Raw genomic sequence first — 24,569 nt, 5'->3', positions numbered from 1 at the left:
TGGCTCCTAGCAGCCCATGTTGCTCACCGGCGACTCCTACCGGGCCCGGGTCCGACGTGAGCTGCCGGCCAAAGGCCGGGGCGCACGGGGGTAGGCCGTCACAGAGTCCACCAGCAATAAAGGCACAGGTCCGCGGCCCGAGCCCGTCTGGCCAGGCCGGCCAGGGCCTCCAGAACCACCGCTGCCGTCACCGCATCAAGTCCCACGACCCCACCGGCTGCAGACCAAGCCTCGGCCGCGGTCACAAGGTCCCTGCCCGGACCGGTCCGCCGGCCTCGATCACGGCAACGGCGGACTCATCATCGGCGGCAGAGAAGTAGTCGGCGTCCGGCATGCCACGGATTCTGACATCCGCCACTGACGATCAACGCCTCCCGACCTGGTCGGACCTCGACCGTAACCTCGCGCAGCAGGGCCCCCGGTAGGGCGGCCCGGCGTCTTCGTCCGAGGCTCGGGGCACGGGGCACGGGCTCCGCGGCTGCCTGCGACGCCGGAGCCTCCTGAAAAATACGGTTGAAGCAGACGAGGCAGCTGAGAACCTGCCGTCATGACGGACAAGGCAGGCGGGCTCGAAGGTCAGACGGTTCACCCGGGCAAGTACGCACGGGTTGAGAGGGAGAGACGGTTCTTGCTGGCCAACCCGCCCGAGCCGCGGTCGGTGACCGTCAGCCGTGTGATCACCGACCGGTATCTGCTGGGAACACGACTGAGACTACGGCGTGCCGAATTCGCGGACGGCCGCTGCGAGCTCAAGCTCACCCAGAAAGTCCCGATCCCTCGGCCCGGCGCCGTTCAGGGCCTGATCACGAACACGTACTTGTCGCCGGCCGAGTACGAAGTGCTCGCCTCGCTGCCGGCCGCACTGCTGTCCAAGGCCCGTTTCAGCGTCCCTCCGTTGGGCGTTGACGTTTTCAACGGCCGCCTTGAGGGCTTGGTGCTAGCAGAGGCCGAGTTCACCAGCGACGAGGAAGCGCAGTCCTTCGTGCCGCCTGCTGAGTGCGTGGTGGAGGTGACCAACGACGCCCGCTTCACCGGAGGGCGCCTCGTCCGGTCCTCCCGCCAAGAGCTGCTTGGGTGGTTGGCCGAATATGGCATCCATCCGGCTGGTCCCTAGCGGGTGCGGGTCAGGAGGTTGGTGACGGCGCATAGTGGTGGGCAAGACGGGTGCGAGGTCGCGCAGGCGAGCCTTGGCTTCGGTGGGCCGGTGCCCCGCTGCGTTGCGACCTGAACGGCGGAGGCCCGCACCGGTCTTCAGAGTGCAGACAGTGGGAGCACCACCCGTCGGCCCAGCCCAAACTCCTCGGCCTCGTCGGTGCTGACGACCGCAACGGTTCCCGCAGGGACCCCAGGCAGCGTGGCCACGCGGGACGCCACCGCCAGAAGGTCCCCCTCCCCAGCTCCGGTGACGAAGAAGACGAAGACGTCCCCGTCCTCCTCTCCCTCATCGAAGACTTCCACGACACCTTGGTCTTCGAGACCGGACAGGAAGCCCTCGACCTCTTCGATCCAGGGAAACGGGTAGGAGCCGTCCGGCAGGTCGGGCGTCGGCAGCAACGGCACGTGGATCTCAACAACCATGGTGGGCACGAAGGCATCCTGCCGTCAGACCCTGCGCCTGGCTCAACCCGGGGGCGAGCCGCGTCAACAGCCCTGCTGAGGTTGAAAAGGGCTCACTGACGATCATCCTGTTGAGCTCGGCGCAGCAGATCAGGGTGGATCGACCTCCGCCGCCCCGGAGCGTCATCGTCAGGGCCGCCCCGATATCCGAACCGAACCCCGATGTGCATGCATGTCGCAGCGGCCGTCGATCACTGGCGGAGGTGCTTCCACCGGCCACCCCCGCCTGGGAGTCCGCTCCGGAAGTGGCGGTTCGATCCTCAGCCGGTGCGCATCAGTCAGCGGCATCACCTGACAGACAAAAGCCGGGGCCTTGCGGAGGGAGCATGGGCGTGCCTCGGCCGCCGCCTGTCGTCCCGCCCCCCTGGCCAGCACCCGGAGCGCCGCGCAAAGTGGTTCGCTGGTGGAGCAGTGGCCGGCATGGCGGACGCCTGGGGGTTCAGTGCGGTGCGGACAGCCACTGGCTGAGCCATCCGAATGCCGCGGGGTACTCCGCCGACCAGGTGTTGTAGTTGTGCCCGCCGCTGGGCAGCACCAGCGTGCGGACCTCCACCGGGGTGACCCTCGCGGACGCCTGGAACGTCTCGATGTACGACGGTGGACTGAACCGGTCCTGCCTCGAGGTCGCCAGGAAGAGCCTCGCGCGGGCCTTGGTGTGCCGTACCAGGTACGTCGGGCTGTTGAGCCTGCGCACGGCCGGGTCCGGGAGGACAGACTCGTCGCCGGTCAGCGGATCGGGGTCGAGGGCGGCGCCCGCCCCGAAGACCTTGGGGAACTGCAGGGGCAGTTTCGCGGCGCAGAACCCGCCGGTCGAGAAACCCATCAGGCCCCAGCCGCGCGGTCCCGGCAGCGTGCGGAATTTGTGGCTGACGAGGTCCGGGACGTCGACCGTCATCCAGGTCGCCACCTTGCGGTTGGGCAGGTCGCTGCAGTCAGTGTCCACGCTGCCGGGGTTGACCACCGGCATCACAAGGATGAAGGGGTGCACCTTGTTCTGCTTGAGCAGATCCGCGAACGCGCCCGGCATACCGCCATGCTCCAGCCAGGACTGCGGCGATCCCGGGACACCGTGCAGCAGCATGATGACCGGGAACCGCTTCTTCGCGTAGGCGGCCTCGTGGTACTGCGGCGGCGTCCACACGAGCACCTCACCGGACAGCGCGGATCGCCGGCCATGGAAATACGTGTCCAGTACGCCACCCTTGGTGCTCTTGCTGAACTTCGCCCGGTGGACTGGAGGCCCGGGCATCGCGACGGCGTTGGTGTTCGCGTTGCCGAGCAGGTCGTCCCAGGACGCATACAGGCCGTAGCTGTTGTTGATCCAGGTGGCCACGACGCCGATGGCCGTGAGCTGACACAGGCCGATCATGACGGCGTGCACGAGCCAGCGCACCGCTCTGGGTCCGCGCACCTTCGGCCACAGCGCAATCGCGCCGACCATCATCACGACCGTCGCGACGATGAGTACTGCGAAGAATGACGTGCTGGTCAGGGACACACAACCACCTCGCGTTACCACCTTGCCCACAACCCACCGAGCAAGAGGGATCTTCGCGATCAACGGTTCCCTGGAGCAGTATCGGGAGTCGCTGGCAGAGGACCTCCGCCCGCCCCGGCCCGCCACCCAGCCCGGCATCCGCACCCGGATTCCCGGCAGGGACCACTTCGTATCGCTCATGCCGGTGTCGACGGTCCGGTCGTAGGCGGTGCCTGCTCACGCCCAGCGCCTCAGTGCGCCTCATACATCCAGACGATCCAGCCAGGCGTCTTGACCGTCAGCCAAGGAGAAGCCCAGGGGCAGCGGCTCAAAGCGACAGTGGAACGTCATGCCGTTGTCACGGCCAGCGCCTGTCACACGGTGGTCCCACGCATCCGGGACATCCGCGTCGCCGTCCACGGCCAGCTCGAAGAAGGTGGTGTGTCGGGGGAAGCGGCGGATCGGGTGCGGGGTGCGCTCCTCAGCGACGGGCCGCAGGACCCGGACGGATGCCAGCCCGCACTCCTCGGCCACTTCTCGCAGCACGGCCTCTTCCAGAGGCTCGGCTGGTGCCACACCGCCGGCCGGCACGTGCGTGCCGGGCGGCAGGTCTGCGTCGTGGTCGAACACCAGCAGCTCCGCCGGCCGTCCCGGGCGGCGCCGCAACACATAGGCGGCCACTCGGACGCGTAACGTCAACTCCTGCACGCCCGCAGCGTAGGGGCTAGTTGTTGCGGGTGGGCTGTTGTTGAGGGCATGACTCGCTCCCACCGGGTTCGACCATCCGGCAACCCGGTGGCGGGGGCGGCTCTAGTCAGCCACAGCGGGCACCATGAGCCTTACGTGCTCCGTTGTCAGTCCTGGCCTGTTGAGGCGATGAGATCGAGCAGGCCGGGGAATCGTTGGTTGAGGTCGTCGACCCGAAGGCGGCTGCGCCGTTCCAGTCCGTACTGCCTCTGGTGAATCACACCGGCTTCGCGGAGGACCTTGAAGTGGTGAGTGAGGCTGGACTTCGGGCGGTCGAAGCCGAACCAGCCACAGGGGTGGTCGAACTCATCGGAGTCCAGCAGGAGCTTGCGCGCCACGGTCATGCGCAGCGGGTCGGCGAGCGCGCCCATCACGATCTCGAGCCGCAGCGCATCAACGGGTGGCTCCGGCAGGAGTGGCGGCCTCTCGGACTCGGTCACGGCGTCAGGCATGCGGCCATCATAGCCGGTTGTACGAGAATTCTCGTACTGCTACGGTCCTGTACGAGTTTTCTCGTACAAGGAGGTTGGTGGTGGCAGTTACTCACGCGGTCCCGGTGCGGACTGGAACCGGATGGCAGCTCGTCAGGGCGGCATGGGCGGTGACGGCCGTGTTCGCCCTGTCCAACTCACCAACCCCGCTGTACGTGTACTGGCAGCATGAGATGGGCTACTCCTCAGGCACCCTGACGATCGTCTTCGCCGCCTACATCGCGGGCCTGGTGGTGACGCTGCTCGTCGCGGGACGGGCGGCCGACCGGTACGGCCGCAAGCGGGTGGTCGTCCCGGGAATCCTGATTGCGTTGGTCTCGGCCGTGCTGTTCATGACCGCGGGGAGCGTCGCGGCCCTGGTCGTGGCGAGGCTGCTCGTCGGTGTCGCGGTCGGCATCGTGGTGTCCGCCGGCATGGCCGCGGTCGTTGACCTCGGCGGGGAGGACCGCCGTCACATGACATCGATGCTGGCCTCGATCGCCATGGTCTTCGGCGCCGGTCTCGGGCCACTCCTGGGCGGAATCGTCTATCAGGCCACACCCCGACCGGTTGGCTGGGTCTTCACAGTGAACATCGTGCTGCTGGTCGTCGCCTTGCTCGGGTACATCGGATTGCCGCTGGAACGTCCGTCGAGCCAGGCCGCAGGGTTCTTGTGGCCGCGTCTTCCCCGTGTGCCCGCGCGGAATCGTGTGCAGATCGCCGGCGGTGCGGCGGTCTTCGCCCCCGGCCTGACCGCCACGTCGTTCGTGCTGTCCCTCGGCCCCTCACTGCTGGTGCTCGCGGTCGGAACCACCTCGCCGCTCCTGGCCGGCGGGACAGCATGCGTGATGTTCCTCGCCGCCACCGGATCGCAGATCGCCCTCAACAGGCTTGCCGTACCTCGCCTGTTCGCCCTGGGGACCGCAGGCACCGTCCTCGCGATGAGCGCCGTCGTGCTCACTCTGTTCACCAAGAACCCGGCACTCTTCGTCGCCTCGGCCGTCCTCGCAGGCAGCGGGCAAGGACTCGGCCAGCTCGGCGGCCTCCGACTCATTGCCCACCACGTCGAGGGCAACCGGCGCGCCGAGGCCAACGCAGCACTGAACATCAGCGCCTACCTCCCCGCCGCGATCCTCACCGTCGCCACCGGATACGCCGTCAGTGGATGGGGCATGCGCCCCGCGGCCATGACTCTCGCGGCCACCCTGGCGGTCCTCGGACTCCTCCTCGGCGTGGCCGCCTACCGCGCCAACGCACACCACAGCCTGGCCGGAGGTACGCACACAGTCCCCGCCACACGGTAGATCTGGCATCACCCGGCCTCGACTCTGCAGGGCTCTGATCACCAACCGCCCTGTCCCTCGGCCTCCCTGTAGCCGACGGGCAGTGCCTCATCACCGATACGACCGCGTGCCTTCCGCGTCCTCCAGCCCGCAGGGAGCCAGACCCGTGGCTACCCGTTTGGCATGCGCGGCTACGTCTACCTGGGCACCGTCACCGCTGATGCCCCGCTCGTCTGGGTCCGGCCCTGAAAGACGTCACCGGGCAACCGGAACTCAACCGTTCGCCCGCTCCGCCGCGCTGCGTTCCACACAAAATTCGTTGCCCTCCGGGTCATACAGCGTCACCCACCCGGTTCCGTCAGGCCTTCGGTGATCCCCCTGAAGCGTCGCTCCGAGCGAAAGTAAACGCTCGACCTCCTCGTCCCGGGTGCGGTCCTGGGGTTGGAGATCCAGATGTACACGGTTCTTCACGGCCTTGCGGTCATCGACCCTGACGAACAGCAACGTGGCGGCGGCGGTCGTGACCATGGCTTCCGGGTCGCCGGGAAAGTCGTCATCAGCGAGCGAGCCGTCCAGGACCTGAGCCCAAAAGCCCGCAAGAGCGTACGGGTCCGCGGCATCGATGGTGATGTGTCGTATCAGAGAACTCATGCACCAAGCCGATCATGAATCTCTCCCACCGTCCAGAGGCGGCCGGCCTCGAAACCGACCGCCTCACCAGGCTCTTGCCATGATCGATGACAACGGGTCAGGCGCTCGCAGGGGCGCCCGTCCTCACCTCGGGCGGGCGCATCATGAAGACGTCGACCGGGTCTTCGGTCTCCACGACGAAACCGTGACGCTCATACAGCCGACGGGCAGCGCTGCCCCGCAAGACGTTCAAGCCCACTGTCACATCCTGCGTATCCGCCCGCTGCAATACCGTGCGCAACACCGCAGACCCCAGCCCGCGGCCCTGACAGTGCGGAGCCAGGTAGAAATGCTCCAGCCACAGCCTGCCTTCGGCGGGCCGTACGGTGACACATCCAGCAAATTCACCGCCGAGCATGATGACCGACGTGTGCTGCGGGGAAAAGGAGTCCCGCAACCGCTGCCGTACCCGGTGCTCGTCATAGCGCCCCAGGCGCTCCAAGTCCGCACGCATCACCGCGGCCCGCAACTCCGCGATCACCTCGACGTCCGCCGCCACCGCACCACGCAATACCCAGCCCTCGTGGCCCACCGACGCGGACCCCCCAGACACTGCCATCCCCGAGCCCCCGTCCCTCCCCCACACACCATCACCCACGACCGGAGTATCCCAGCCCACTCACCCGCCAGAGATACCCACACCCCTCGAGAGAGGTTCGATCGTGTGCTGATCGATGCGCTGTCCCGGCCGGTCGGACGGGCGGATCAGCGCAGTCCGGCGAAGAGATCGTTCTCGGGTACGGCCGCTCCGGTGGCGTCCTGGACACGTACAAAGGTCTCCACGCCCATCAACCCGGCGAACCGCTCCTTGCCCATCTTGAGGAAGAAGATGTTCTCGCCCTGACTGGCGTGCGCGGCCAACGCGTCGAACTTCTGGCCGCTGAACCCGGTCGTGTCCACCCACGTGGTGATCTCGTCGTCCGGGAGGCCGATCTCGGCCATCGCGGCGGCCTCGGCAGAATCCGGCTCCGGCATGTTCTCGCCGAACTCGCGCATGACCTCTCCGAAGCGCTGCATCATCGAGCGGGGCGCGGTTGTCCAGTACACCTTCGGGGACAGCTCGCTCATCTCCAGCGCCGCCATGGTGATGCGGTGGGCCTGGATGTGGTCGGGGTGGCCGTAAAAACCGTTCTCGTCATAGGTGACGACCACATCAGGTCGGTAGTGCCGCATGAGTTCCGCAAGGCGGGCCGCGCCTTCCTCCACGGGGGTCCGCCAGAAGGAGCCGGGCGCGTCGTTGCTCGGCCAGCCCATCATCCCGGAGTCGGTGTAGCCGAGCATCTCCAGATCGCTGACCTTCAGCACATCACAGCTCGCCTCGAGTTCTTGACGACGCATCAAGGCGACTGCCGCCGGATCGTGCCCGGGCTCGCCCGGCTTGACACCTCCCGGTCCATCACCGCAACTGCCGTCGGTACACGTCACCAGCACCGTGCGGATTCCTTCCGCCGCATACATCGCAAGGACCCCTCCGGTTCCGGTGGCTTCGTCGTCGGGGTGGGCGTGCACTGCCATCAGCGTCAAGGGCCGGTCAGTCATGAGACAGTCCTCCATCAGAAATACGTCTTGCTTCAAATAGCGACGGCAGACGTGCCGCGCTCCTGAGGCCCGGATCCTGCGGGGACGGACGATCTTGCGTCCTCCATGCCCCTACGGCGCCGGCCCCTCGGCCGATGCAACCGTGCCGGCCGACGGCCTGTTCCCGTCGCGGCCGCTTTGCAATCCAGACGTCGGCGTCCAGCGCCAAACGAGTCACCGGCGAGAGCTCGTACCTGTTCCCGCCCGGTACAGCCACCCTGGCGGCGGCACCTTACTGGGTCCGATGTGCCGTTGGAGCGAGGTCAGGGCGGCGCCGGTCACGACAGCGGACCTTGCGGTGCGACCGGGGCCGGAGGTCAGCCGTTGAGGTTCTGCATCAGCTCGGGGGCGTACCGGTCGCCGGAGACAATGCCCCGTGGGGCGACGGCTTCGATGGTGGCCAAGTCCTCATCGTTGATCGTCACGGAGGTGGCGGCGACGTTCTCCTCCAGGTAGCGGCGGCGCTTGGTGCCGGGGATGGCGACCGCGCCCCGGTGCAGTACCCAGGCGAGAGCCAGCTGGGACGGCGAGACCTGCTTGGCGGCGGCGATGCGGCGGACCTCGTCGACCACGGCCAGGTTGCGGGCGAAGTTCTCGCCCTGGAAGCGCGGGTCGGTACGGCGGAAGTCGTCGGCGGCGAAGTCGTCAGGGCTGGTGATCTCACCGGAGAGGAACCCGCGTCCGAGCGGCGAGTAGGCGACCAGGCCGATCCCTAGTTCGTTCAGGGTGGCCATGACGCCGTCGTCCTCGATGCCGCGCTCGAAGAGCGAGTACTCGGTCTGGACGGCCGTGATCGGGTGGACGGAGTGCGCGCGGCGGATGGTCTGCGGGGCGACTTCGGACAGGCCGATGTAGCGGACCTTGCCGGCGGCCACCATGTCGCCCATGGCGCCGACGCTCTCCTCGATCGGCACCTGCGGGTCGACCCGGTGCAGGTAGTAGAGGTCGACGTGGTCGGTGTCCAGGTGGCGCAGGGAGCGGTCCAGGGAGCGACGGATGTACTCGGGGCGCCCGTTGAGGCCGACGAGCGTGCCGTCGTCGGTGAACTCGACGCCGGTCTTGGTGGCGACGACGGCCTGCTCTCGGCGGCCGGCGAGGGCCTTGCCGAGGAGCTGCTCGTTGATGAACGGGCCGTAGCCCTCGGCGGTGTCCAGCAAGGTCACGCCCAGTTCCAGGGCGCGGTCGATGGTGGCGAGGGACTCGGCCTCGTCGGTGCTGCCGTAGAAGGCGCTCATGCCCATGCAGCCGAGTCCCTGGGCGGAGACGGTGAGGCCCTGGCTGCCGAGGGTGCGGAGTTCCATGGTGATGTTCCTTGCTGTTGCGGGTCGTCCCGCGGTGGGTGATGGGTTGGTGGCGCGTCCGGTGTGCTCCGGTCTTCGACCCGGGCCGGGTACGGCCGGGCCCCCACTCGGACGCTCCGCGGGGCGGTCAGCGCACCCAGGTGCCGGTGAGGGACTGGACGGCGGAGCCGTCGAGGTCGGCGAGGGTGGTGGCGACGAAGTCGCGGGCCCACTGCGAGGTCTGGATGCGGAAGGGCGGGCGCGCGGCGGTCAGGGCGTCGACGATCGGCGCGGCCGCCTCGTCCGGGGTCTGGGCGTTGCCGAACGACTGCCGGGTGCGACTGATGTAGGCCTCGAGCGCCGGGGCGTAGGGTCCGGCGGCGGCGAGCAGCGTCGGGACGTCCAGGCCGAGATTGGCGACGAACTCGCTCGCCACCGCGCCCGGCTCGACCACGCTGACGTCGACACCGACGGTGGCGGCGACCGGCGCGAGGGACTGCATGAAGCCTTCGACGGCGAACTTGGCCGCGCAGTACGCCTCGTTGAAGGGCTGGCCGACGGCGCCGCCGACGCTGGTGACGGTGATCACCCGGCCCTTCGACGCTCGCAGGTGCGGCAGGGCGGCCCGGGTCACCGCCACCACGCCGAAGAAGTTGACCTCCATGGCCGCGCGGACATCCTCGACGCTGCTCTGCTCGATGGTGCCGACCTGGGCGGCGCCGGCGTTGTTGACCAGCGCGTCCAGGCGGCCGTGCTCGGCGACGACCTCGTCCAGGCAGGCGGTGCTGCCGTCGGGGTCGGTCACATCCAGGCGCTTGACCTGGATCCGGTCCGCAACACCCGCCTCACCGGCCGCCTTGAGCAGGGCCTCGGCCTTGCCGGTGTCGCGCATGGTGGCAATGGTCTGCCAGCCCGCCCTGGCGGTGCCGATGGCGGCGGCCAGGCCGATTCCGGAGGACGTACCGGTGATCAGAACTGTCTTCGGGGAGGTCATGAGGGTCTTCCTTGCCTGGGGAGCACAACGGGCCGACACCCGTAACCGGGGAGTTCCCCAGTTATCCGCAACGGTAAACGGGGAACTCCCCGGTTGTCCAGCTAGACTGGCCTTCCGAGGAAGGGAGCAGCCGTGACCAGCAAGCCGAGCGTGTTGCGCGCCGATGCCCGCCGCAACCGGGAGCGCATCCTCGAAGCGGCCGTGCGCGCCTTCTCCGAGAAGGGCCCGGACGTCGCGATCGACACCATCGCCAAGGCCGCGGGCGTCGGCTCGGCCACCCTCTACCGCCACTTCCCCACCCGCGAGGCACTCGTCGAGGCGACCTACCGCAACGAGCTGGCCCGCGTCTGCGACAGCGCCGTGAAGCTGCTCGCCGACAACCCGCCCGACCGGGCGATCCGTCTGTGGATGGACGACTTCATCGACTACCTGGCCGCCAAGCAGGGCATGGCGGACGCCCTGCGGGCCGCGGTCGCATCCGGAGCGGACCCCTTCGCCGAGACCCTCGACAAGCTCGGCACCGCGCTCGGCACCCTGCTGCACGCAGGCGCCGACGCCGGTCTCCTGCGCCCGGACGTCGACCCCTTCGATGTCGGCTTCAGCCTGGCCGGCGTCGCACTGATCACCAGCGCTCCCGACCAACGCGAACGGGCCGATCGCCTCCTCGACCTCCTCCTCGACGGCCTCCGCTACGGAGCCGAAGGGCCGACGTCCGGCTCATGACGCGGCATCGGCCGCATCCACCTCCCCCACCAGAGCGCACCAGGCGATTGGTTCAGGCGTTGTAGCCACCATGGGCGTCCAGCACCGCGCCTGTGACATAAGACGCGGCGGGGCTCGCCAGAAAGGCGATCGCCGCGGCGATTTCGTCGGGGTGACCCATGCGTTGCAGGGACAGCGAGCCGACCAGGGCCTTGAGGGTCTCGGGGCCCGGCCCTTCCATACCGCCCTCCATCAACCCAGCCTCCACGACGTTGGCCGTGATCTCCCGGGGCCCGAGGTCCCACGCGACCCCCATGGTGTACCTCTCGATCCCTGACTTGGTCGCCGAGTAGTCGGCAAGGCCCGGGGCACCGACCCGGGAACCCAGTCCGGAACTCACCGTGATGATGCGTCCGCCCGCGCGCAGCACTCGGGAGGCGGCCCGGATGACGGCGATCACACCGAGGTAGTTGGTGGCGTGCATCCGGTCCAGTGCAGCGGTGTCGGCGTCCGGGTCGTCCACCGTGCGGCCCTGCTCCACCGAGATCGCCGCGTTGTTGACGAGGATGTCCAGGCCGCCGAAGTGCGCGACCACGTCGTCGATCAGCGCCGGCGCCTGAGTCATGTCGGCCTGGTCGGACTTGAGGGCAATGGCCTTCGCTCCCTTGCGGTGCACATCGTCGACGACGGCCTGCGCCTGCTTCTCGGAGCTGACATACGTGAAGGCGACGTCGGCACCCTGCTCGGCCAGCAGTCGTACGGTCGCGGCTCCCAGTCCGCGCGACCCCCCGGTGACCAGTGCGACCTTGCCCTGGAGTGGCTTGCTCATGCTTCTCACCTCGTTGATTGACCCTTCCCAGCTGTCGCAACACTAATTGTTACGACAGTCTGTCGCAACCTTCGCTGTTACGACTGCACTGTCGTAACATAAAGCGTTGCGGCCGAGAGGGGGGTTCATGAGCGCCAACAGCAGGTTGACCATTGCCGCCCACGCGCTGGCCTGGATCGGTCTCTACCAGCGCCAGGGCCACGAGGTCGCCACCTCCGAGCAGATCGCTGCCAGCGCGAACACCAACCCCGTGGTGATCAGGCGGCTGCTCGGCGAGCTGCGCCGGGCCGGGCTCGTGGAGTCCCGGCGGGGCGTGGGCGCGGGCTGGTCGCTGGCGCGCGAGCTGGAGTCGATGACGCTGCTCGACGTGTACGAGGCAGTGGAACCCGGCCCGCTGTTCGCGATGCACCGCACCACCCCGGACCAGGAATGCGTGGTGGGTTACGGCATCCAGCCGGCGATGCAGGGCATCTACGAGGGCATCGAGAAGACCCTGAGACACGAGTTGTCCCGCGTCACGCTCGAAACCGTACTCCGGGACGTACTCGCGGCACCTCGCTAGGTGTTGCGGGTCATGACGTTGTTGACGGTGGGTTTGGGGCGGTCGGCGGGGCGGGATCGGTCGTGGACGGTCTGGCGCGGATGATGGCTTGGTCTCCTCGTGGACCGAACAGGTGCAGGATCTCCACGGCGCTCGTGTCCGCGGGGCCGAACCAGTGGGGCTCGGTGGTGTCGAACTCGGCCACTTCGCCGGGCCGCAGCGTGAAGTCCTGCGCCCCGAGGATGAGGCGTAGCCGACCGGCGAGGACGTAGAGCCATTCGTAGCCCTCGTGGGTGACCAGTTCCGGCTGGCGGGGTGCCAGTACCTGCTTGAAGACCTGCACTCGGCCCGGGTACTGCGTCAGGGGCACGAGGACGCTCCCGCGCTCCTTGTGCAGGGGCCGGAGGTGCACCCGAGGGTCACCGCTGGCCGGCGCCGCCACCAGCTGGTCGAGTGCGACGCGGTGCGCTCGTGCCAGCGGGATGAGCAGGTCCAGAGTCGGGTGCCGCTTGCCCGATTCCACCCGGGACAGTGTGCTGACCGAGATCCCGGTCGTGGCCGCGAGTGCCTCGAGCGTGAGTCCCCGTTCCCGGCGCAGCCTGCGCAGCCGGGGCCCGATGCCATCGAGAATCTGCTCCAGCTCCGCGTCCCTGGATCCTGTGTTCATCGATCCAGTTTTGCAGACTTCGCAAAATTGATGGCCTACGGCCGTCGCCCGGGCCGAGCCTTGCCGGGCATTGTTCCCGGACATCAGAGGTAGACCGTGATCGCGACGACACACCCTGTTCAACCCATGCTGAGCGCGCGCAGACGCTGGACGGTACTGGCCGTCTGCTGCCTGAGCATGTTCCTGGTGGGCCTGGACACCACCATCGTCAATGTGGGTCTGCCAGCCATCGGGCGCGGCCTGGATGTCGACACGCGCGGTCTCGAATGGACCGTGGACGCCTACACCCTCGTCCTGGCCAGTCTCCTGATCTCCTCCGGCGCACTGGCAGATCGCTTTGGACGCCGCCGGGTGTTCCAGTGCGGGCTGGCCGTGTTCGGCGCGGCCTCACTGGTCTGCGCGCTCGCCCCGTCGGCGGGCGTACTCATCGCGGCTCGCGCCCTACAGGGCATCGGTGCCTCGATGCTCAGCCCCGTGGCGCTCGCGATCGTGGTGAACGCGATGCCCGACCCGAAGGAACGGGCGCAGGCGATCGGCGTCTGGGCGTCAGTGTTCGGACTGAGCATGGCCGCCGGACCCGTCACGGGCGGCGCGCTGCTCGCCGGGCTCGACTGGCGGGCGCTGTTCTGGATCAACGCACCCGTCATCGTGGCCGCTCTGCTGCTCAGTGCAGCGTTCGTGCCGGAGTCCCGGGCACAGCGGGCCCGGCGACTCGACCTGCCCGGCCAGGTCCTGCTGACCATGGCCCTCGCAGTCGTGGTCGGCGTCCTGATCGAAGGGCCGCGCTTCGGCTGGACGTCGCCTGCGGCACTGGCGGGATACGCATGGGCTGCCGCGGCGACAGCCGGATTCGTGTGGGTCGAGTCCCGCCGACGTGAGCCGCTGATGGATCTGCGGCTCTTCGCGCGCCCGGTCTTCAGCGGTGCCGTCATGGGCGCGGTGGCGGTCTTCGTCGCCCTGAACATGACACTTCTGCTGAACACCCTCTACCTGCAGCACACTCGGGAATGGACGCCGCTGGCCGCCGGCGTGGCGACCTTGCCCTTGGCCGTCGGAGCGACCGTCTGCGCCCCCTGGTCCGGCCGCATGGTCGGCCGCGCGGGACCGCGGCTGCCGCTGCTCCTTGCCGGCGGTTTCATCACGGTCGGCGGGCTCTGCCTGGTCCGGCTCACCCCGCACACGAGCGTGCTCCTGCTTCTGGCCGCATACTCGCTCATCGGCATCGGGTTCGGCTTCGCCAACGCCCCGATCACCAACACCGCGGTCAACGGACTGCCACCCGCCCGTGCCGGCGTGGCCGGGGCGATCACCTCCACCGCACGGCAACTCGGCTCCGCCCTCGGTATCGCTCTCGCCGGCGGCCTGGTCACGGCTACCAGCCCGGCGGGGCTCGCACACGCGTCCCGCCCGGGCTGGATCCTGGTCGCCACCTGTGGCGTACTGCTCTTCCTCGTCGCCCACGCATCACGGCCGAAGGAGGCCACCACCGGCCCCACCTCCCCACAAGCGCGGTGAGCCGCGTGACTCACCGCAACGCACCGTTGTCCGTTGAAGGGCGCCGCCGCCTCGTGGAGCGCCGCCGAACTCGCCCCATTGCTCACGTCGCCGCTGAGATGGGAATCTCCCGGGCCTGCGCCTCGAAGTGGGTGAACCGCTACCGCAGATTCGGCGAGGTCGGGCTCTTGGACCGCTCCTCGACGCCACGACACCAACCGACGGCCACCCCAGACGAAGTAGTAGCCCAGGTCGAGGTCCTCCGACGCGCCCACAAGTGGCCGGCGGCCCGCATCTCATTCGAGCTCACACAGGCCGGGACACCCGTCAGCCGACGGACCGTGAGCCGACATCTGGCCCAGCTGGGGCTGAACCGGCGCCGGTTCATCGACCCAGACGGGGCGTCGAACAGGGAACCCCGAAAGATCATTGCTCGTCGACCAGGGCACCTGGTCCACATCAATGTCAAGAAGGTCGGTCGCATCCCCGACGGTGGCGGATGGCGCGTTCACCGCCGCGGGAGCGAACAAGCCAAGTCCGTCGCCAGACGTAAGAAGAAGACCGAACGCGGCGGCTACGTGTACCTGCACTCAGCCATCGACGGATTCAGCCCACTTGCCTACACCGAAGCCCTGCCGGACGAGAAGGCAGCGACAGCGGTCGCGTTCCTGCACCGGGCACGAGCGTGGTTCGCCGCTCACGGAATCACCCGAATCGAACGGACAGTGACGGACAACGGCTCCTGGTACCGCGCTGACGCCTTCGCCAGATCCCTGCTCGAGGCCCGGCACCAGCGGATCACGCCGTACACCCCACGGCACAACGATGAAGCGCCCCGGTACCTTCGTCCCCCACCAAGGCGCCGCCTACCAGCAGATCGTGCATACGGAAGGGAAGGGAGGGGTTCGTCCGTTCGTCCTGCCGCCGTATCGCCAACCAATGTTGGGGGCAGTGGCATCGGGCGGGAGTGAGGCAGCCTGAATCAGGCCGCAAAACCGATGTTCGAGACGTACTCGTACTGCCCCCACTCGCTGCCCAAGTCGACCACGGCATCGCTGACCCAGGCGTCGTCCAAGGCCGCGTCATCGTCCGCGGCCCACGCCTCGACAATGCGGTCCCAGTGCCGCACATTGAGGGTCCTGAAGCTGAGCTCACGCTGACGCGGCCGCGGGACCTGGGACTGATTGAGCGGGTGGAACTCCACCCGGGTGCCGCGTCCTTCCCTGTTGAGACGGTTGAGCAGGTAGCGGGCCACGTTGTGGCGGCGCACCGTGTAATACACGGACTCAACGCGCTCCAGGTTCTTCCTCGACGGATTCCGCCTGCCGTCCAGCCAGGCCTTGAGGGTGCGGTCGGTGACGGTGAGGCCGGCCTCGCGGGCCGCTGCGCGGGCGTGGTCGGTACGGGTGAGGTAGTGCAACCGGGCCAGGAGTCCGCGCCGCTGGGTGATCGGGGTGGAGATGAAGTTGGCGAGCGAGTCGAGCTGTCGGGCCACGGCTTGATGTCCCTTGACACCGCGTGCGCCGAATTTGCCGAAATCGATATTCCTCTCCGGCATTCTCAACTCCTCGCACTTCTGGTGATTTGGGAACACTCACAAGCGTCCACTCCAACGCGACGCGATACTACAGGAATTCGGCCCTCGGATTGCCGCTGTCGCGCGTTCGGCCGGAGTCCCGGCAGCGTGCCACCTGCGGGCCACCTCGTTCGAGTATGTGTCCCGTACGCGCCGTGTGCCTGCCTGTGGCGGGTACAGCGCGCCCGGATGAATCTCAGTGCCTCCGTCATGTCCACGGGACTGGTGCGCAGCTGTGGCGAGCCCGCGCAAAAAACCGTTTGGCGGACCACGGCGGCCCCTGCTACTTTCGCGGCGGCCGTGCGAGAGAACGAGGAGGTGGTACCCGTGAACGTATCGACATGGGTGCTCTCCTTGGGGGTCACGGTCGGGCGATAGGTCGTCCGGGAGCGCCGTTCAACAGCGCCCCGAAAGGCAACGACCATGACCCTTCACTTCACTTCCGAACAACGCCTCGCCGACGGTGTCCTCGAACGCGAACTCACCCTCGGAGAGATCCCCGGCATCCTGTGGACGCCCACTTCCGCATCCGCACCGACGCCGCTGATCCTGCTCGGCCACCCCGGCGGGCAGCACAGGATGTACCCCCGGTTGGTGGCACGGGCCCGGCAGTGCGCGGCGGATGGCTTCGCCGCGGCCACCATCGAGCTCCCCGGGAGCGGTGACCGACCCCGTTGGGCCGCCGCCGACCAGGCCCGCGCCGAGTTGCGCCGCGCCATGGAAGCCGGCGAGCCGGTCAGCAACGAGATCATTGACGCCCTCATCCTCCCGCTCGTCGACAGGGCGGTCCCGGAGTGGCAGGCCACCCTGGACGCCCTCCTGTCGCTACCCGAAATCGGCGGCCCGGTCGGATACTCGGGGGGAGTGATCTCCATCGGGGTTCGCCTTGCGGTGGTTGAGCCGCGGATCGTGGCCGCCTGTCTCTTCGCCGGGAGTTTCGTCCCGCGCGCCACGTTCGAGGAGGCCCGTCAGGTCACCATTCCGCTGCATGTCCTGCTGCAGTGGGACGACGAAGGGAACGACCGGCAGGCGGCCCTGGACCTGTTCGACGCCTTCGGCTCCAAGGAGAAGTCCCTGCACGCCAATATGGGCGGGCACACCGGCGTCCCACAGTCTGCGGGCGACGCCGCGGCCCGGTTCTTCACCCGGCACCTGAAGTGAGACAGCGCCGCCAGGCCACCAGCAGACGGTGAGCATGGTCGGCCAGGATGCTGCTCGGCGAGGGCAGGTCCTGGCTCGTGCCGCGGGCCTCTGCCCACTCTGCAGAGGCCCGCGCTGCTCGAAGCCACCCGAGGCAACCCGCCTTCTGAAACGAGCAGTCGCGCCAGAGATAGGCGGTTGCCGTGCGGAACAATCTGCTTCCACTGTCCGTACTATCTCTACACGCCAGCCCTGTGCTGCGGTGCAGCTCATGTCGTCGCTCAGCACACGGGGGCCACTCCCCTGGGCTCGCTGCGGCCGCCGCAGGCCTGTTTCGGCCGCAACCTCAAGGAAAGGTCGGCATCATGTCCGAGAACACGACCGCTTCCACGGAACTGACCTCGCAATACGCGGCACAGGTCACCAGCGACCTCGAGCGCAACCTCAAAGAGCAGGAACGCGTCAGTGGAGAAATTGCCGCGCTGCAGGAGCAGTTGACCACCTTGCAGCACGACCACACCGTGCTGATGAACATGCAGCAGGCGCTCGGCATCACCCTCCGCTCCGACAAGCCGGCCTCCGCGCCCGAACAAGCCGCCGTCCCCGCTCCCCGCAAAAAAGCCGCCAAGCGGTCGAGTGGCACCACCCGTGCCACGAAATCCAGCGCGGCGCCCAGCCGGTCACGCACGCGAAAGTCGGCCGCCAAGGCCCCGGTCGAAGCTACGACAACGACACAGCCCTCGCTGGTCGACCTGATCCGCCAACACCTCGCCGAGCAGAGCGAACCACGCTCCACGGCCGAGGTCGCCGCCGCCCTCGACCAGGCCCACCCCGACCGCGGCATCAAGAGCACCGTGGTGCGCACCACCCTCGAAAACCTCGTCGCCAGGGGCCAGGCCCAGCGCACCAAGCAGGGCAACTCCGTCTACTACGTCGCCCCGGACAGCCGCCGGTCCACGCCGTCATCCCCGACCGAATCGCAGCAGCAAGAAGAGGCTCAATCTGAAGCGCAGTAAGCGGGCCATGGCCGGCAGCGCGAACAGGTCCCCGCTAGCGGCGGAATAGGCAACCTGCCGCTTGACTCACCGTCAGCGCGGTGACCAGTTCGTCCAGTCCGCTGTACCGCAAGTCGAAGATGTCGGAACTCGTCGGCGGGTCCCCGACCGGTCGGTGAACGTACGCTGTGCGCATCCCCGCAGCCTGAGCCCCGCGAAGGTCCCAGGCGTGGGCGGCCACCATGAGGATGCGTTCTGGTGGGCATCCGGCGGTGTCGATGGCGAGCTGGTAAACCTCCGGCGCCGGCTTGTACGCCAGGACGGCTTCGCTGGACAGGGCTTGGTGCCAGCGCAGCCCGGCATGTGCGTTGAGGCGCAGTAGTGCGGTCCGTCCGGCGTTGGAGAGCCCGAGCACGGGGAATCGCTTCGCCAGCCGTTCGAGTCCGGCGACAGAGTCCTCCCAGGGAGGCAGGCGCTGTCCCGCTGTGGCGAGCCGGGCGATGGTCGCAGGGTCGGCGAGTCCGGCATGGTCGGCCACCCGTTGGGCTGCCTCCGCATCGATGATCTCGGTGTTGGCGTACGCACGATGCCCTTGCGCGATGCGTCGCTGCTCAAGCTCTACATGGTGCTGCCACAAGGTGAGCATCTCGTCGACCGACGCGTCGCCGGACGCAGGCGAGGCCTCGCGGATTGCCGCTCGAAGCCCGCTGGTTTCGTCGACCATTGTTCCAAGGACGTCGAAGACGAGTACCTCGATGTCGCGGATCTCGGGCATCCGGTCTCCTGTTCGTGGTGGTGTCAACAGCTCAGCAGGTGACGACCTTGCCCCAGCCGCCGTCACTGGTCAAGACGGTGACACAGAAGAGCCTGGTTCAAGCGGCGCACCCCCGCTGAAGCTGTGCGGGGTCACCTTCTGGAGCGGTGCCGAGGGCATCGGCACGACCCGGCTGAGCACCGCCACCCGTGGGATGCCGTCCGCTCCGGCCGGCGACCGGCTGCCCGCCACGACCGCCCGGGACGCGGTCGGTGCGCCGCCCCGCGTCGTCTCCGTCTCCTCCGACTGCTCGCACGGCCGTACGGTCGTCGTCTCCCCGGCTTCCTCGGTGCGCGTCCGCAAGGCGGCGAAGGACGGCGACCGCCGCATCGTCGTCCTCTCTCTCGTCCCGGCGCGGCCCCGGACCCCTGCCAAGGTGCACATCTACGCCTACGACGGCACCCGCCCGATCGGCCAAGTCCTGACAACGGTGGGCTGATGCACGCCGGGGCCGGCGACTGGGCCGAGGTGGCGAGTCCTCTGACGCCAAGTCGTGCGTGACCGCAGCCCAGCCGGCACAGCCTGCTGTTCCACTACGCGCCGGCCGGGCCGCCGAAGAAGTCATCGGCCCTCGACGCCCTTCCCGCCGCCGCGGCGACCTGCCGTAGACCGCACAATGGGTCGTGTGGTCCACGTCCCGATCGGTCGTCATCTGCTCCGCGCCAGGGATCTCGCGGACGCCCGCTACAACGAGCCGCTCACCGTCGCCGACATGGCGGCGGCCGCCGCGCTGTCGCCCGCGCACTTCAGCCGCTGCTTCAAGGCCGCGTTCGGCGAGTCGCCGCACCAGTATCTGCTGACCCGCCGTCTCGAACGGGCTGCCTCCCTGCTGCTTGCCACCGACTGGACGGTGGCCGCGATCGGTGTCGCCGTCGGCGCCCAGAGCATCGGCTCGTTCACGACGAGTTTCCGCAGGATGTACGGGACGAGCCCGCAGGCCTATCGGGCCGCTCATCCGCCCGCCGCACGGCATGTGCGCATCCCGCGCTGTGTGGCGATGGCCTATGGGCGGCCGCAGCACCGCACGTTTCGAGAAGACACGACATCACCGGCTGCCTAGCGTCGTTCCCAGGCAAGCGACCAAGGAGCAGCCATGACCACGATCAAGATCGCCAATGCGCAGTTCTGGGTGCACGACCAGGACGAGGCCCTGGACTTCTACACCACCAAGCTGGGCTGGGAGGTCAGGGCGGACGTGACGATGGAGGCCTGGAGCTTCCGCTGGTTGTGTGTCGGCCCGCCCGGCGGAGACGGCCCGGCGCTGGTGCTGATGCCCGTACCGGGGCAGCCGATGCTGGATGAGGCGAGCAGTGCGCAGCTGTCCGATCTGGTGGCCAAAGGTGCGGGTGGCACGCTGTTTCTGGAGACCGACGACTGCAAGGCCGCCTATGACGAGTTGTCGGCCCGAGGGGTCGAGTTCAACGACCCGCCGACCGTGCAGCCGTACGGAATCGACACGTCCTTCCGCGACCCCTCGGGCAACAACATCCGGCTCACGCAGGTGCTGGAATTCGATCCGGATCGCCACTGACCCCCCGGCGGACGCTGCCGCCAGAAGGGTGCACCCCAGCTGTCAGCCGGGGACATCAGGGACACGATGAGGGGTACCCCTCAGGTGGAGGTCCGTGATGTTCGAGGCAGGCGACATTCGTGAATGGCGTGGTCACGGCGTGGTCGACCCCCGCGGTCACAAGATCGGCACCCTGGAGGCCGTCTACGTCGACACCGCGACCGACCAGCCCTTCTTCGCGACGGTGACCGTGGGTCTTCCCACCCGTCGACGCCTGGTCTTCGTGCCGCTGTCCGGTGCGACCGTCGGGCCCGGCTATCTCAAGATCACTCACCCCAAGGACGTGGTGAAGAAGGCTCCCGCGATCGACACCGACGGTGAGTTGCCTGCCGAGGACGAGCCGGGGATCTTCGCGCACTACGAGCTCGACTACGCCCCGGGAGCAGGCGGTGAACGCCGTCTGGCCCGTCGCTGACCGCAACGCCGAGAAGGCGATGACGCCACTGGAGCACCGATGAGTCTGTTTCTGTTCCTCATCCTCGTGGCCCTCGTTCTGGGCATCATCGGGTTCGCCGCGCACGGTCTGTTCTATCTGCTGATCATCGGCGCCGTCGTGCTGCTCGCCGACCTCACGTACGGCGCCGTGCGCTTCCGCCGTGGCGGCAGGAAGCACCGCCTGGCGCGCTGACCGCTTTCAGCAGCTCCAGGCGATGGCCGCCTGGTCACATGTCATCCAGGCGGCGGACGTCCTCCTCGTCCCAGGTTCGCGTGTCGCGCGGCTGGGTGTAGGGCTCGGCCTCGGGCGGAAGTCCGCCGGCGATGGCCCGCTGCCGCACGGTCTCGGCGTCGAACTCCAGGCCCAGGAGGATCGCGAGGTTGCTGATCCACAGCCAGACGAGGAAGACGATGACGCCGGCCATGGTGCCGTAGGTCTTGTTGTACGAGGCGAAGTTGGCGACGTAGAACGCAAACCCGGCGGAGGCGGCCAGCCAGATCGCCAGGGCCAGCAGGCTGCCCGGCGTGATCCACCGGAAGCCCTTGACCTTGGCGTTCGGGGTGGCCCAGTACAGGATCGCGATCATGACGGTGACCAGCACCACCAGAACGGGCCACTTGGCGATCGACCACACCGTCAGCCCGGTGTCCCCGATCCCGAGCGCCTGTCCGGTCTGGCGGGCCAGCCCGCCGGTGAAGACCACGATCAGCGCGCTCATCACGGCCAGCACCATGAGCACCACGGTCACGCCGATCCGCACCGGCAGGACCTTCCACACCGGACGGCCCTCCGGCATGTCGTAGACGGCATTCGCAGCGCGAATGAAGGCGGCCACGTAACCGGACGCCGACCACACCGCCAGCACGATGCCGACGAGGGCCATCACCGAGCCGGTCCCGGAGTTGTTCTGGAGCTGCTCGACGGCACGCGTGATGATGTCGCGTGCCGAGCCGGGGGTCAGCTGCCTGATGTTGGTCAGCACCTTGTCGGTGGCCGACCTGCCGGTGATTCCCAGCAGGGAGACCAGCACCAGGAGGGCCGGGAACAAGGACAGCACGCCGTAGTAGGTCAGCGCCGCGGCCCGGTCCGCCAGTTCGTCGTCCTTGAACTCCTTCAGGCTGCCTTTGAGTACGGCGGTCCAGGCGCCCTTCGGCAGCTTCGCCGGCGTGTCCGGAGCAGCGCGTTCGACATCCCGGTCCGGTCCTGCCTCCTCCGGCGACGGCACCGGCGCCCGGGCGGCCGGGGCCTCGTCGGATCCGTTCTGGTGTTTCCGGCCTGGAAGATGCAGCTTGGTCATATCCGCCGGGTATCCCCACGGCGCCCGCTCAAGCCGACGCGTGTCTGCCGGCCACGGGGTCGGGGCGCGATCCCATCGGCGGTGGCTGGTCGATCAGCTTGCGCGTCCGTCCTTCTCGGCTCGTGGCTTGGGTCTGTCGGGTGGGTCCAGGGTGAATACGGTGATCCACTCGGCGTCCGCGGCGTGGTAGCCGAGGCCGGTCAGGGTCTCGGAGGCGGCGCGCATGTGCCCGGCGCCGTAGACGACGGCGATCGTGAACGCTCCGGTCCGTCCCGCGTAACCCCGGTCGAAGTCGGTGAGGGCCTTGGCCAGCAACCGGTCGCGGCGCCGGAGGACCAGGTCGTCAAGGCCTGGCCAGAAGTCGGCCACGGCCTGCTCGCTGTCGCTCATCAGGTCCTCCACCGCGAGGTGCCGGGCGAGCCAGCGTCGCGTCCCCAGCAGTCGCATGCCGGCCGTGACGGCCGGCACCACCGTGGCCACCATCGCGCGTTCCTTCAGGGGCAGCCGACGGAACCCTTCCTGGAATTGCGCACCGCTCATGTCGGGGCACACCACGGGCAGCCCGAGCGACTCGAAGTCGATGTCCTGCACCACCAGACCCAGGCGTTCATGACCGTCCAGCCGCTCGTACGACGCCACCAGGGCGTCGGCGCCTGGAGAGCCTTCCCCGACTCCCTCGGCGACCACCAGGTCGCAGTCGCGGCGCAACCGTGCCGCCACTTCCCGGTAGAAGGCGGCCTCCCCGAGGTGAACCATGGGGAAGAGCACAAAGGTCAGCCCCGTCCCCGGCCGCGTGAACCTGATGGCGGCCGATCGCACCCCGGCCAGGCCGGTCACCTCTATGAACTGCACGTCCGCCCCCCTTCGCGCCCGCCTCTCCCCCACCACCACGCCGGGACCCGCCTGGGGGTTCGAACAGCTCAGTGTTGCGGGCGGCCGGCAAGGGGGGCTGTGGCCGCTACCTCTGCTCGCCAGGCGTTCCCGAGGGTTGGGCTGTCGTGGCGTGTTCCCCTTGCGTCGAGGCTTCCGCGGTGGACGAAGTGATCACCTCGGAGTGTCGGCCGCCCCGGTCCGTGAGGCCGCCCGTGAAGGCGAGGCCGAGGCCCGCCATCGCGAGGGCGGCGCCGACGAGGTTGGGGGAAGCCCAGCCCCAGCCTGCGGAGATGGCCAGTCCGCCGAGCCAGGCGCCGCCCGCGTTGGCCAGGTTGAAGGCGGAGTGGTTGGAGGCCGCGGCCATCGTCGGCGCGTTCTTCGCCTTGGCCATGAGGAGCATCTGGACGGGCGTGGTGACGAAGGCGCCCATCGCGCCGATGAAGGTGATCGTCACCAGGGCCGGGACGGTGCTGTGGACGGTGAAGTAGAAGGTCACCAGTGCTGCGGCGAGCAGGGCGAGGCCCCCGTACAGGGTCGGGCGCAGGGCACGGTCGGTGAGGGGGCCCGCGATCAGGGTGCCGAGCGTCATGCCGACGCCGTACAGGGCCAGGACCAGGGTGGTCGAGGAGTCGGAGACGCCCGTGAGGTGCGTCAGCATCGGCACCAGGTAGCTGTAGACGGCGAAGAATCCGCCGAATCCCACCACGGCGGTGGCCAGGCCGATGGCGACCTGTCTGTTGCCCATGGCCCGCAGTTCGTGCCGGATGCCGGACTGGCTGCCTCGGGGCTGGTGGGGGACGAAGAGGGCCAGTGCGGCGAGGGCGACGAGGCCGATGACGGCGACGGCAGCGTAGGCGGAGCGCCAGCCGAGCTGCTGACCGAGAGCGGTGCCGGCGGGCACGCCGACGATGTTCGCGACGGTCAGTCCGAGGAACATCCGGGAGACGGCACGGGCGGCTCGCTCGGGGGCGACCAGCCGGGAGGCGACGACCGCGCCGACGCCGAACAGGGCTCCGTGCGGCAGGCCGGCCAGGAAACGCGCGGCGAACAGGAGACCGAAGTCGGGTGCGAGCGCGGAGGCGATGTTGCCGACCACGAACAGCCCCGACAGCAGCAGCAGGAGCCGTTTGTGCGGTATGCGCGCACCGATGCCGGTCAGTACGGGGGCGCCGACGACGACACCGAGCGCGTACGCCGACACGAGGTTGCCGGCGTGGGGCACCGACACACCGAGGCCGTCGGCGATCTGGGGCAGCAGCCCCATGGTGGCGAATTCGGTGGTGCCGATACCGAAGGCGACGACAGCCAGGGCCAGCAGAGCCAGAGGCATGGTGCGGGTGGACCTTTCAACGCAAGCGGTGCAGGGACGTGGGAGCGGAGAACCGCCGAGGTCGTCCAGATCCCACGGCCGGCCGCGTCGAGCACCATTGCCCCGCGCACCCCCATACAGGGCAAGCCCATGAACAGTGCAGCAGCGGCAGGAGACCGCGCATTCCAAG

At 68.5% G+C, this 24,569-nt stretch carries 28 protein-coding genes and 1 pseudogene; 13 read left to right on the top strand and 16 right to left on the bottom strand.

Annotation, left to right across the window (positions count from 1 at the left end):
• Positions 1 to 547 precede the first annotated feature (547 nt).
• Positions 548 to 1,114 carry a CYTH domain-containing protein gene (locus tag ABT254_RS19725; RefSeq protein WP_351471438.1) on the top strand — a complete coding sequence of 189 codons (567 nt, stop codon included), beginning with the start codon at positions 548 to 550 and terminating at the stop codon, positions 1,112 to 1,114.
• A 137-nt stretch (positions 1,115 to 1,251) separates the two neighbouring features.
• On the opposite strand, the gene ABT254_RS19720 is transcribed toward ABT254_RS19725, so the two are convergent.
• The 4 genes from ABT254_RS19720 to ABT254_RS19705 form a co-directional block, all read right to left on the bottom strand.
• Positions 1,252 to 1,578, bottom strand: coding sequence for a hypothetical protein (locus tag ABT254_RS19720; protein ID WP_351471990.1), 327 nt, complete (start codon positions 1,576 to 1,578; stop codon positions 1,252 to 1,254).
• A 478-nt stretch (positions 1,579 to 2,056) separates the two neighbouring features.
• Positions 2,057 to 3,115, bottom strand: coding sequence for an alpha/beta hydrolase (locus ABT254_RS19715; protein ID WP_351471435.1), 1,059 nt, complete (start codon positions 3,113 to 3,115; stop codon positions 2,057 to 2,059).
• 240 nt (positions 3,116 to 3,355) lie between these two features.
• Positions 3,356 to 3,802, bottom strand: coding sequence for an NUDIX domain-containing protein (locus tag ABT254_RS19710; protein ID WP_351471432.1), 447 nt, complete (start codon positions 3,800 to 3,802; stop codon positions 3,356 to 3,358).
• A gap of 146 nt (positions 3,803 to 3,948) precedes the next feature.
• Complete coding sequence (locus ABT254_RS19705) at positions 3,949 to 4,293, bottom strand: ArsR/SmtB family transcription factor (protein ID WP_351471429.1); 345 nt, start codon at positions 4,291 to 4,293, stop codon at positions 3,949 to 3,951.
• 80 nt (positions 4,294 to 4,373) lie between these two features.
• Between ABT254_RS19705 and ABT254_RS19700 the strand changes: the two genes are divergently transcribed.
• Positions 4,374 to 5,615 carry an MFS transporter gene (locus tag ABT254_RS19700; RefSeq protein WP_351471426.1) on the top strand — a complete coding sequence of 414 codons (1,242 nt, stop codon included), beginning with the start codon at positions 4,374 to 4,376 and terminating at the stop codon, positions 5,613 to 5,615.
• 252 nt (positions 5,616 to 5,867) lie between these two features.
• Here the strand turns inward: ABT254_RS19700 and ABT254_RS19695 are convergent, their stop codons facing one another.
• The 5 genes from ABT254_RS19695 to ABT254_RS19675 form a co-directional block, all read right to left on the bottom strand.
• Complete coding sequence (locus ABT254_RS19695) at positions 5,868 to 6,245, bottom strand: VOC family protein (RefSeq protein ID WP_351471423.1); 378 nt, start codon at positions 6,243 to 6,245, stop codon at positions 5,868 to 5,870.
• A gap of 97 nt (positions 6,246 to 6,342) precedes the next feature.
• Positions 6,343 to 6,843 (bottom strand): GNAT family N-acetyltransferase, encoded by a 501-nt coding sequence (locus tag ABT254_RS19690; RefSeq protein ID WP_351471420.1) that lies wholly within the window; start codon positions 6,841 to 6,843, stop codon positions 6,343 to 6,345.
• Between the two features lie 146 nt (positions 6,844 to 6,989).
• Positions 6,990 to 7,823 carry a PIG-L family deacetylase gene (locus tag ABT254_RS19685; protein ID WP_351471417.1) on the bottom strand — a complete coding sequence of 278 codons (834 nt, stop codon included), beginning with the start codon at positions 7,821 to 7,823 and terminating at the stop codon, positions 6,990 to 6,992.
• Positions 7,824 to 8,179: 356 nt separating this feature from the next.
• A complete protein-coding gene (locus ABT254_RS19680) occupies positions 8,180 to 9,163 on the bottom strand; it encodes an aldo/keto reductase (RefSeq protein ID WP_351471414.1) in 984 nt (327 codons plus the stop codon).
• 127 nt (positions 9,164 to 9,290) lie between these two features.
• The gene (locus ABT254_RS19675) at positions 9,291 to 10,175 is read right to left on the bottom strand and encodes an SDR family oxidoreductase (protein WP_351471412.1); all 885 of its coding nucleotides are present in this window, start codon (positions 10,173 to 10,175) and stop codon (positions 9,291 to 9,293) included.
• A 93-nt stretch (positions 10,176 to 10,268) separates the two neighbouring features.
• Here ABT254_RS19675 and ABT254_RS19670 point away from each other — a divergent pair, with 93 nt between their 5' ends.
• Positions 10,269 to 10,859: a TetR/AcrR family transcriptional regulator gene (locus ABT254_RS19670; RefSeq protein ID WP_351471409.1), complete on the top strand. Its 591-nt coding sequence runs from the start codon at positions 10,269 to 10,271 to the stop codon at positions 10,857 to 10,859.
• A gap of 52 nt (positions 10,860 to 10,911) precedes the next feature.
• On the opposite strand, the gene ABT254_RS19665 is transcribed toward ABT254_RS19670, so the two are convergent.
• Positions 10,912 to 11,667, bottom strand: coding sequence for an SDR family NAD(P)-dependent oxidoreductase (locus ABT254_RS19665; RefSeq protein ID WP_351471406.1), 756 nt, complete (start codon positions 11,665 to 11,667; stop codon positions 10,912 to 10,914).
• 127 nt (positions 11,668 to 11,794) lie between these two features.
• Here ABT254_RS19665 and ABT254_RS19660 point away from each other — a divergent pair, with 127 nt between their 5' ends.
• Positions 11,795 to 12,229, top strand: a complete 435-nt coding sequence (locus ABT254_RS19660) for an Rrf2 family transcriptional regulator (protein WP_351471403.1) — start codon at positions 11,795 to 11,797, stop codon at positions 12,227 to 12,229.
• A 10-nt stretch (positions 12,230 to 12,239) separates the two neighbouring features.
• On the opposite strand, the gene ABT254_RS19655 is transcribed toward ABT254_RS19660, so the two are convergent.
• Entirely contained in the window at positions 12,240 to 12,875 is a 636-nt protein-coding gene (locus ABT254_RS19655) for a helix-turn-helix domain-containing protein (RefSeq protein ID WP_351471400.1), read from the bottom strand.
• 126 nt (positions 12,876 to 13,001) lie between these two features.
• Here ABT254_RS19655 and ABT254_RS19650 point away from each other — a divergent pair, with 126 nt between their 5' ends.
• On the top strand, positions 13,002 to 14,390 hold the full coding sequence (locus ABT254_RS19650) for an MFS transporter (RefSeq protein WP_351471398.1): 1,389 nt from the start codon (positions 13,002 to 13,004) through the stop codon (positions 14,388 to 14,390).
• Between the two features lie 5 nt (positions 14,391 to 14,395).
• Positions 14,396 to 15,384: pseudogene (locus tag ABT254_RS19645) on the top strand (helix-turn-helix domain-containing protein); the annotation flags it as partial.
• Here ABT254_RS19645 and ABT254_RS19640 read toward each other — a convergent pair.
• Positions 15,352 to 15,927: a transcriptional regulator gene (locus ABT254_RS19640; RefSeq protein WP_351471392.1), complete on the bottom strand. Its 576-nt coding sequence runs from the start codon at positions 15,925 to 15,927 to the stop codon at positions 15,352 to 15,354. The pseudogene ABT254_RS19645 and the gene ABT254_RS19640 sit on opposite strands and share 33 nt — an antisense overlap.
• A gap of 441 nt (positions 15,928 to 16,368) precedes the next feature.
• On the opposite strand from ABT254_RS19640, the gene ABT254_RS19635 reads away from it, so the two are divergent.
• A complete protein-coding gene (locus tag ABT254_RS19635; protein ID WP_351471390.1) occupies positions 16,369 to 17,106 on the top strand; it encodes an alpha/beta hydrolase family protein in 738 nt (245 codons plus the stop codon).
• Positions 17,107 to 17,450: 344 nt separating this feature from the next.
• On the top strand, positions 17,451 to 18,101 hold the full coding sequence (locus ABT254_RS19630) for a hypothetical protein (RefSeq protein ID WP_351471388.1): 651 nt from the start codon (positions 17,451 to 17,453) through the stop codon (positions 18,099 to 18,101).
• Positions 18,102 to 18,135: 34 nt separating this feature from the next.
• On the opposite strand, the gene ABT254_RS19625 is transcribed toward ABT254_RS19630, so the two are convergent.
• The gene (locus ABT254_RS19625) at positions 18,136 to 18,855 is read right to left on the bottom strand and encodes a haloacid dehalogenase type II (protein WP_351471385.1); all 720 of its coding nucleotides are present in this window, start codon (positions 18,853 to 18,855) and stop codon (positions 18,136 to 18,138) included.
• Positions 18,856 to 19,048: 193 nt separating this feature from the next.
• On the opposite strand from ABT254_RS19625, the gene ABT254_RS19620 reads away from it, so the two are divergent.
• From ABT254_RS19620 to ABT254_RS19600, 5 genes are all read left to right on the top strand, one after another.
• Entirely contained in the window at positions 19,049 to 19,333 is a 285-nt protein-coding gene (locus ABT254_RS19620; protein ID WP_351471382.1) for a hypothetical protein, read from the top strand.
• Between the two features lie 177 nt (positions 19,334 to 19,510).
• Positions 19,511 to 19,954 carry a helix-turn-helix domain-containing protein gene (locus ABT254_RS19615; protein ID WP_450750372.1) on the top strand — a complete coding sequence of 148 codons (444 nt, stop codon included), beginning with the start codon at positions 19,511 to 19,513 and terminating at the stop codon, positions 19,952 to 19,954.
• Positions 19,955 to 19,987: 33 nt separating this feature from the next.
• Positions 19,988 to 20,425 (top strand): VOC family protein, encoded by a 438-nt coding sequence (locus ABT254_RS19610; protein WP_351471376.1) that lies wholly within the window; start codon positions 19,988 to 19,990, stop codon positions 20,423 to 20,425.
• 97 nt (positions 20,426 to 20,522) lie between these two features.
• Positions 20,523 to 20,879, top strand: coding sequence for a PRC-barrel domain-containing protein (locus ABT254_RS19605; protein ID WP_351471373.1), 357 nt, complete (start codon positions 20,523 to 20,525; stop codon positions 20,877 to 20,879).
• Positions 20,880 to 20,918: 39 nt separating this feature from the next.
• Positions 20,919 to 21,092: a hypothetical protein gene (locus ABT254_RS19600; protein WP_351471370.1), complete on the top strand. Its 174-nt coding sequence runs from the start codon at positions 20,919 to 20,921 to the stop codon at positions 21,090 to 21,092.
• Positions 21,093 to 21,126: 34 nt separating this feature from the next.
• On the opposite strand, the gene ABT254_RS19595 is transcribed toward ABT254_RS19600, so the two are convergent.
• The 3 genes from ABT254_RS19595 to ABT254_RS19585 all read right to left on the bottom strand — a co-directional run bounded on the left by ABT254_RS19595 (position 21,127) and on the right by ABT254_RS19585 (position 24,400).
• The gene (locus ABT254_RS19595) at positions 21,127 to 22,197 is read right to left on the bottom strand and encodes a YihY/virulence factor BrkB family protein (protein ID WP_351471367.1); all 1,071 of its coding nucleotides are present in this window, start codon (positions 22,195 to 22,197) and stop codon (positions 21,127 to 21,129) included.
• 93 nt (positions 22,198 to 22,290) lie between these two features.
• On the bottom strand, positions 22,291 to 23,049 hold the full coding sequence (locus tag ABT254_RS19590) for a hypothetical protein (RefSeq protein ID WP_351471364.1): 759 nt from the start codon (positions 23,047 to 23,049) through the stop codon (positions 22,291 to 22,293).
• A 106-nt stretch (positions 23,050 to 23,155) separates the two neighbouring features.
• Complete coding sequence (locus tag ABT254_RS19585) at positions 23,156 to 24,400, bottom strand: MFS transporter (RefSeq protein ID WP_351471361.1); 1,245 nt, start codon at positions 24,398 to 24,400, stop codon at positions 23,156 to 23,158.
• Positions 24,401 to 24,569 lie beyond the last annotated feature (169 nt).

The sequence above is a fragment of the Streptomyces sp. NPDC001137 genome, from assembly GCF_040298885.1.
Taxonomy (GTDB): domain Bacteria; phylum Actinomycetota; class Actinomycetes; order Streptomycetales; family Streptomycetaceae; genus Streptomyces.
This window is presented reverse-complemented; position numbering and strand designations above follow the sequence as displayed.

Excerpts from the sequence above, each read along its gene's own strand:
- ABT254_RS19655 (WP_351471400.1), bottom strand. The coding sequence starts at position 12,875 with ATGAACACAGGATCCAGGGACGCGGAGCTGGAGCAGATTCTCGATGGC.
- ABT254_RS19625 (WP_351471385.1), bottom strand. The coding sequence starts at position 18,855 with ATGCCCGAGATCCGCGACATCGAGGTACTCGTCTTCGACGTCCTTGGA.
- ABT254_RS19660 (WP_351471403.1), top strand. The coding sequence starts at position 11,795 with ATGAGCGCCAACAGCAGGTTGACCATTGCCGCCCACGCGCTGGCCTGG.
- ABT254_RS19695 (WP_351471423.1), bottom strand. The coding sequence starts at position 6,245 with ATGAGTTCTCTGATACGACACATCACCATCGATGCCGCGGACCCGTAC.
- ABT254_RS19620 (WP_351471382.1), top strand. The coding sequence starts at position 19,049 with ATGCCGTCCGCTCCGGCCGGCGACCGGCTGCCCGCCACGACCGCCCGG.
- ABT254_RS19720 (WP_351471990.1), bottom strand. The coding sequence starts at position 1,578 with ATGGTTGTTGAGATCCACGTGCCGTTGCTGCCGACGCCCGACCTGCCG.
- ABT254_RS19615 (WP_450750372.1), top strand. The coding sequence starts at position 19,511 with ATGGGTCGTGTGGTCCACGTCCCGATCGGTCGTCATCTGCTCCGCGCC.
- ABT254_RS19600 (WP_351471370.1), top strand. The coding sequence starts at position 20,919 with ATGAGTCTGTTTCTGTTCCTCATCCTCGTGGCCCTCGTTCTGGGCATC.
- ABT254_RS19685 (WP_351471417.1), bottom strand. The coding sequence starts at position 7,823 with ATGACTGACCGGCCCTTGACGCTGATGGCAGTGCACGCCCACCCCGAC.
- ABT254_RS19725 (WP_351471438.1), top strand. The coding sequence starts at position 548 with ATGACGGACAAGGCAGGCGGGCTCGAAGGTCAGACGGTTCACCCGGGC.
- ABT254_RS19630 (WP_351471388.1), top strand. The coding sequence starts at position 17,451 with ATGTCCGAGAACACGACCGCTTCCACGGAACTGACCTCGCAATACGCG.
- ABT254_RS19640 (WP_351471392.1), bottom strand. The coding sequence starts at position 15,927 with ATGCCGGAGAGGAATATCGATTTCGGCAAATTCGGCGCACGCGGTGTC.
- ABT254_RS19665 (WP_351471406.1), bottom strand. The coding sequence starts at position 11,667 with ATGAGCAAGCCACTCCAGGGCAAGGTCGCACTGGTCACCGGGGGGTCG.
- ABT254_RS19595 (WP_351471367.1), bottom strand. The coding sequence starts at position 22,197 with ATGACCAAGCTGCATCTTCCAGGCCGGAAACACCAGAACGGATCCGAC.
- ABT254_RS19705 (WP_351471429.1), bottom strand. The coding sequence starts at position 4,293 with ATGCCTGACGCCGTGACCGAGTCCGAGAGGCCGCCACTCCTGCCGGAG.
- ABT254_RS19690 (WP_351471420.1), bottom strand. The coding sequence starts at position 6,843 with ATGGCAGTGTCTGGGGGGTCCGCGTCGGTGGGCCACGAGGGCTGGGTA.
- ABT254_RS19585 (WP_351471361.1), bottom strand. The coding sequence starts at position 24,400 with ATGCCTCTGGCTCTGCTGGCCCTGGCTGTCGTCGCCTTCGGTATCGGC.
- ABT254_RS19635 (WP_351471390.1), top strand. The coding sequence starts at position 16,369 with ATGACCCTTCACTTCACTTCCGAACAACGCCTCGCCGACGGTGTCCTC.
- ABT254_RS19680 (WP_351471414.1), bottom strand. The coding sequence starts at position 9,163 with ATGGAACTCCGCACCCTCGGCAGCCAGGGCCTCACCGTCTCCGCCCAG.
- ABT254_RS19610 (WP_351471376.1), top strand. The coding sequence starts at position 19,988 with ATGACCACGATCAAGATCGCCAATGCGCAGTTCTGGGTGCACGACCAG.
- ABT254_RS19650 (WP_351471398.1), top strand. The coding sequence starts at position 13,002 with ATGCTGAGCGCGCGCAGACGCTGGACGGTACTGGCCGTCTGCTGCCTG.
- ABT254_RS19605 (WP_351471373.1), top strand. The coding sequence starts at position 20,523 with ATGTTCGAGGCAGGCGACATTCGTGAATGGCGTGGTCACGGCGTGGTC.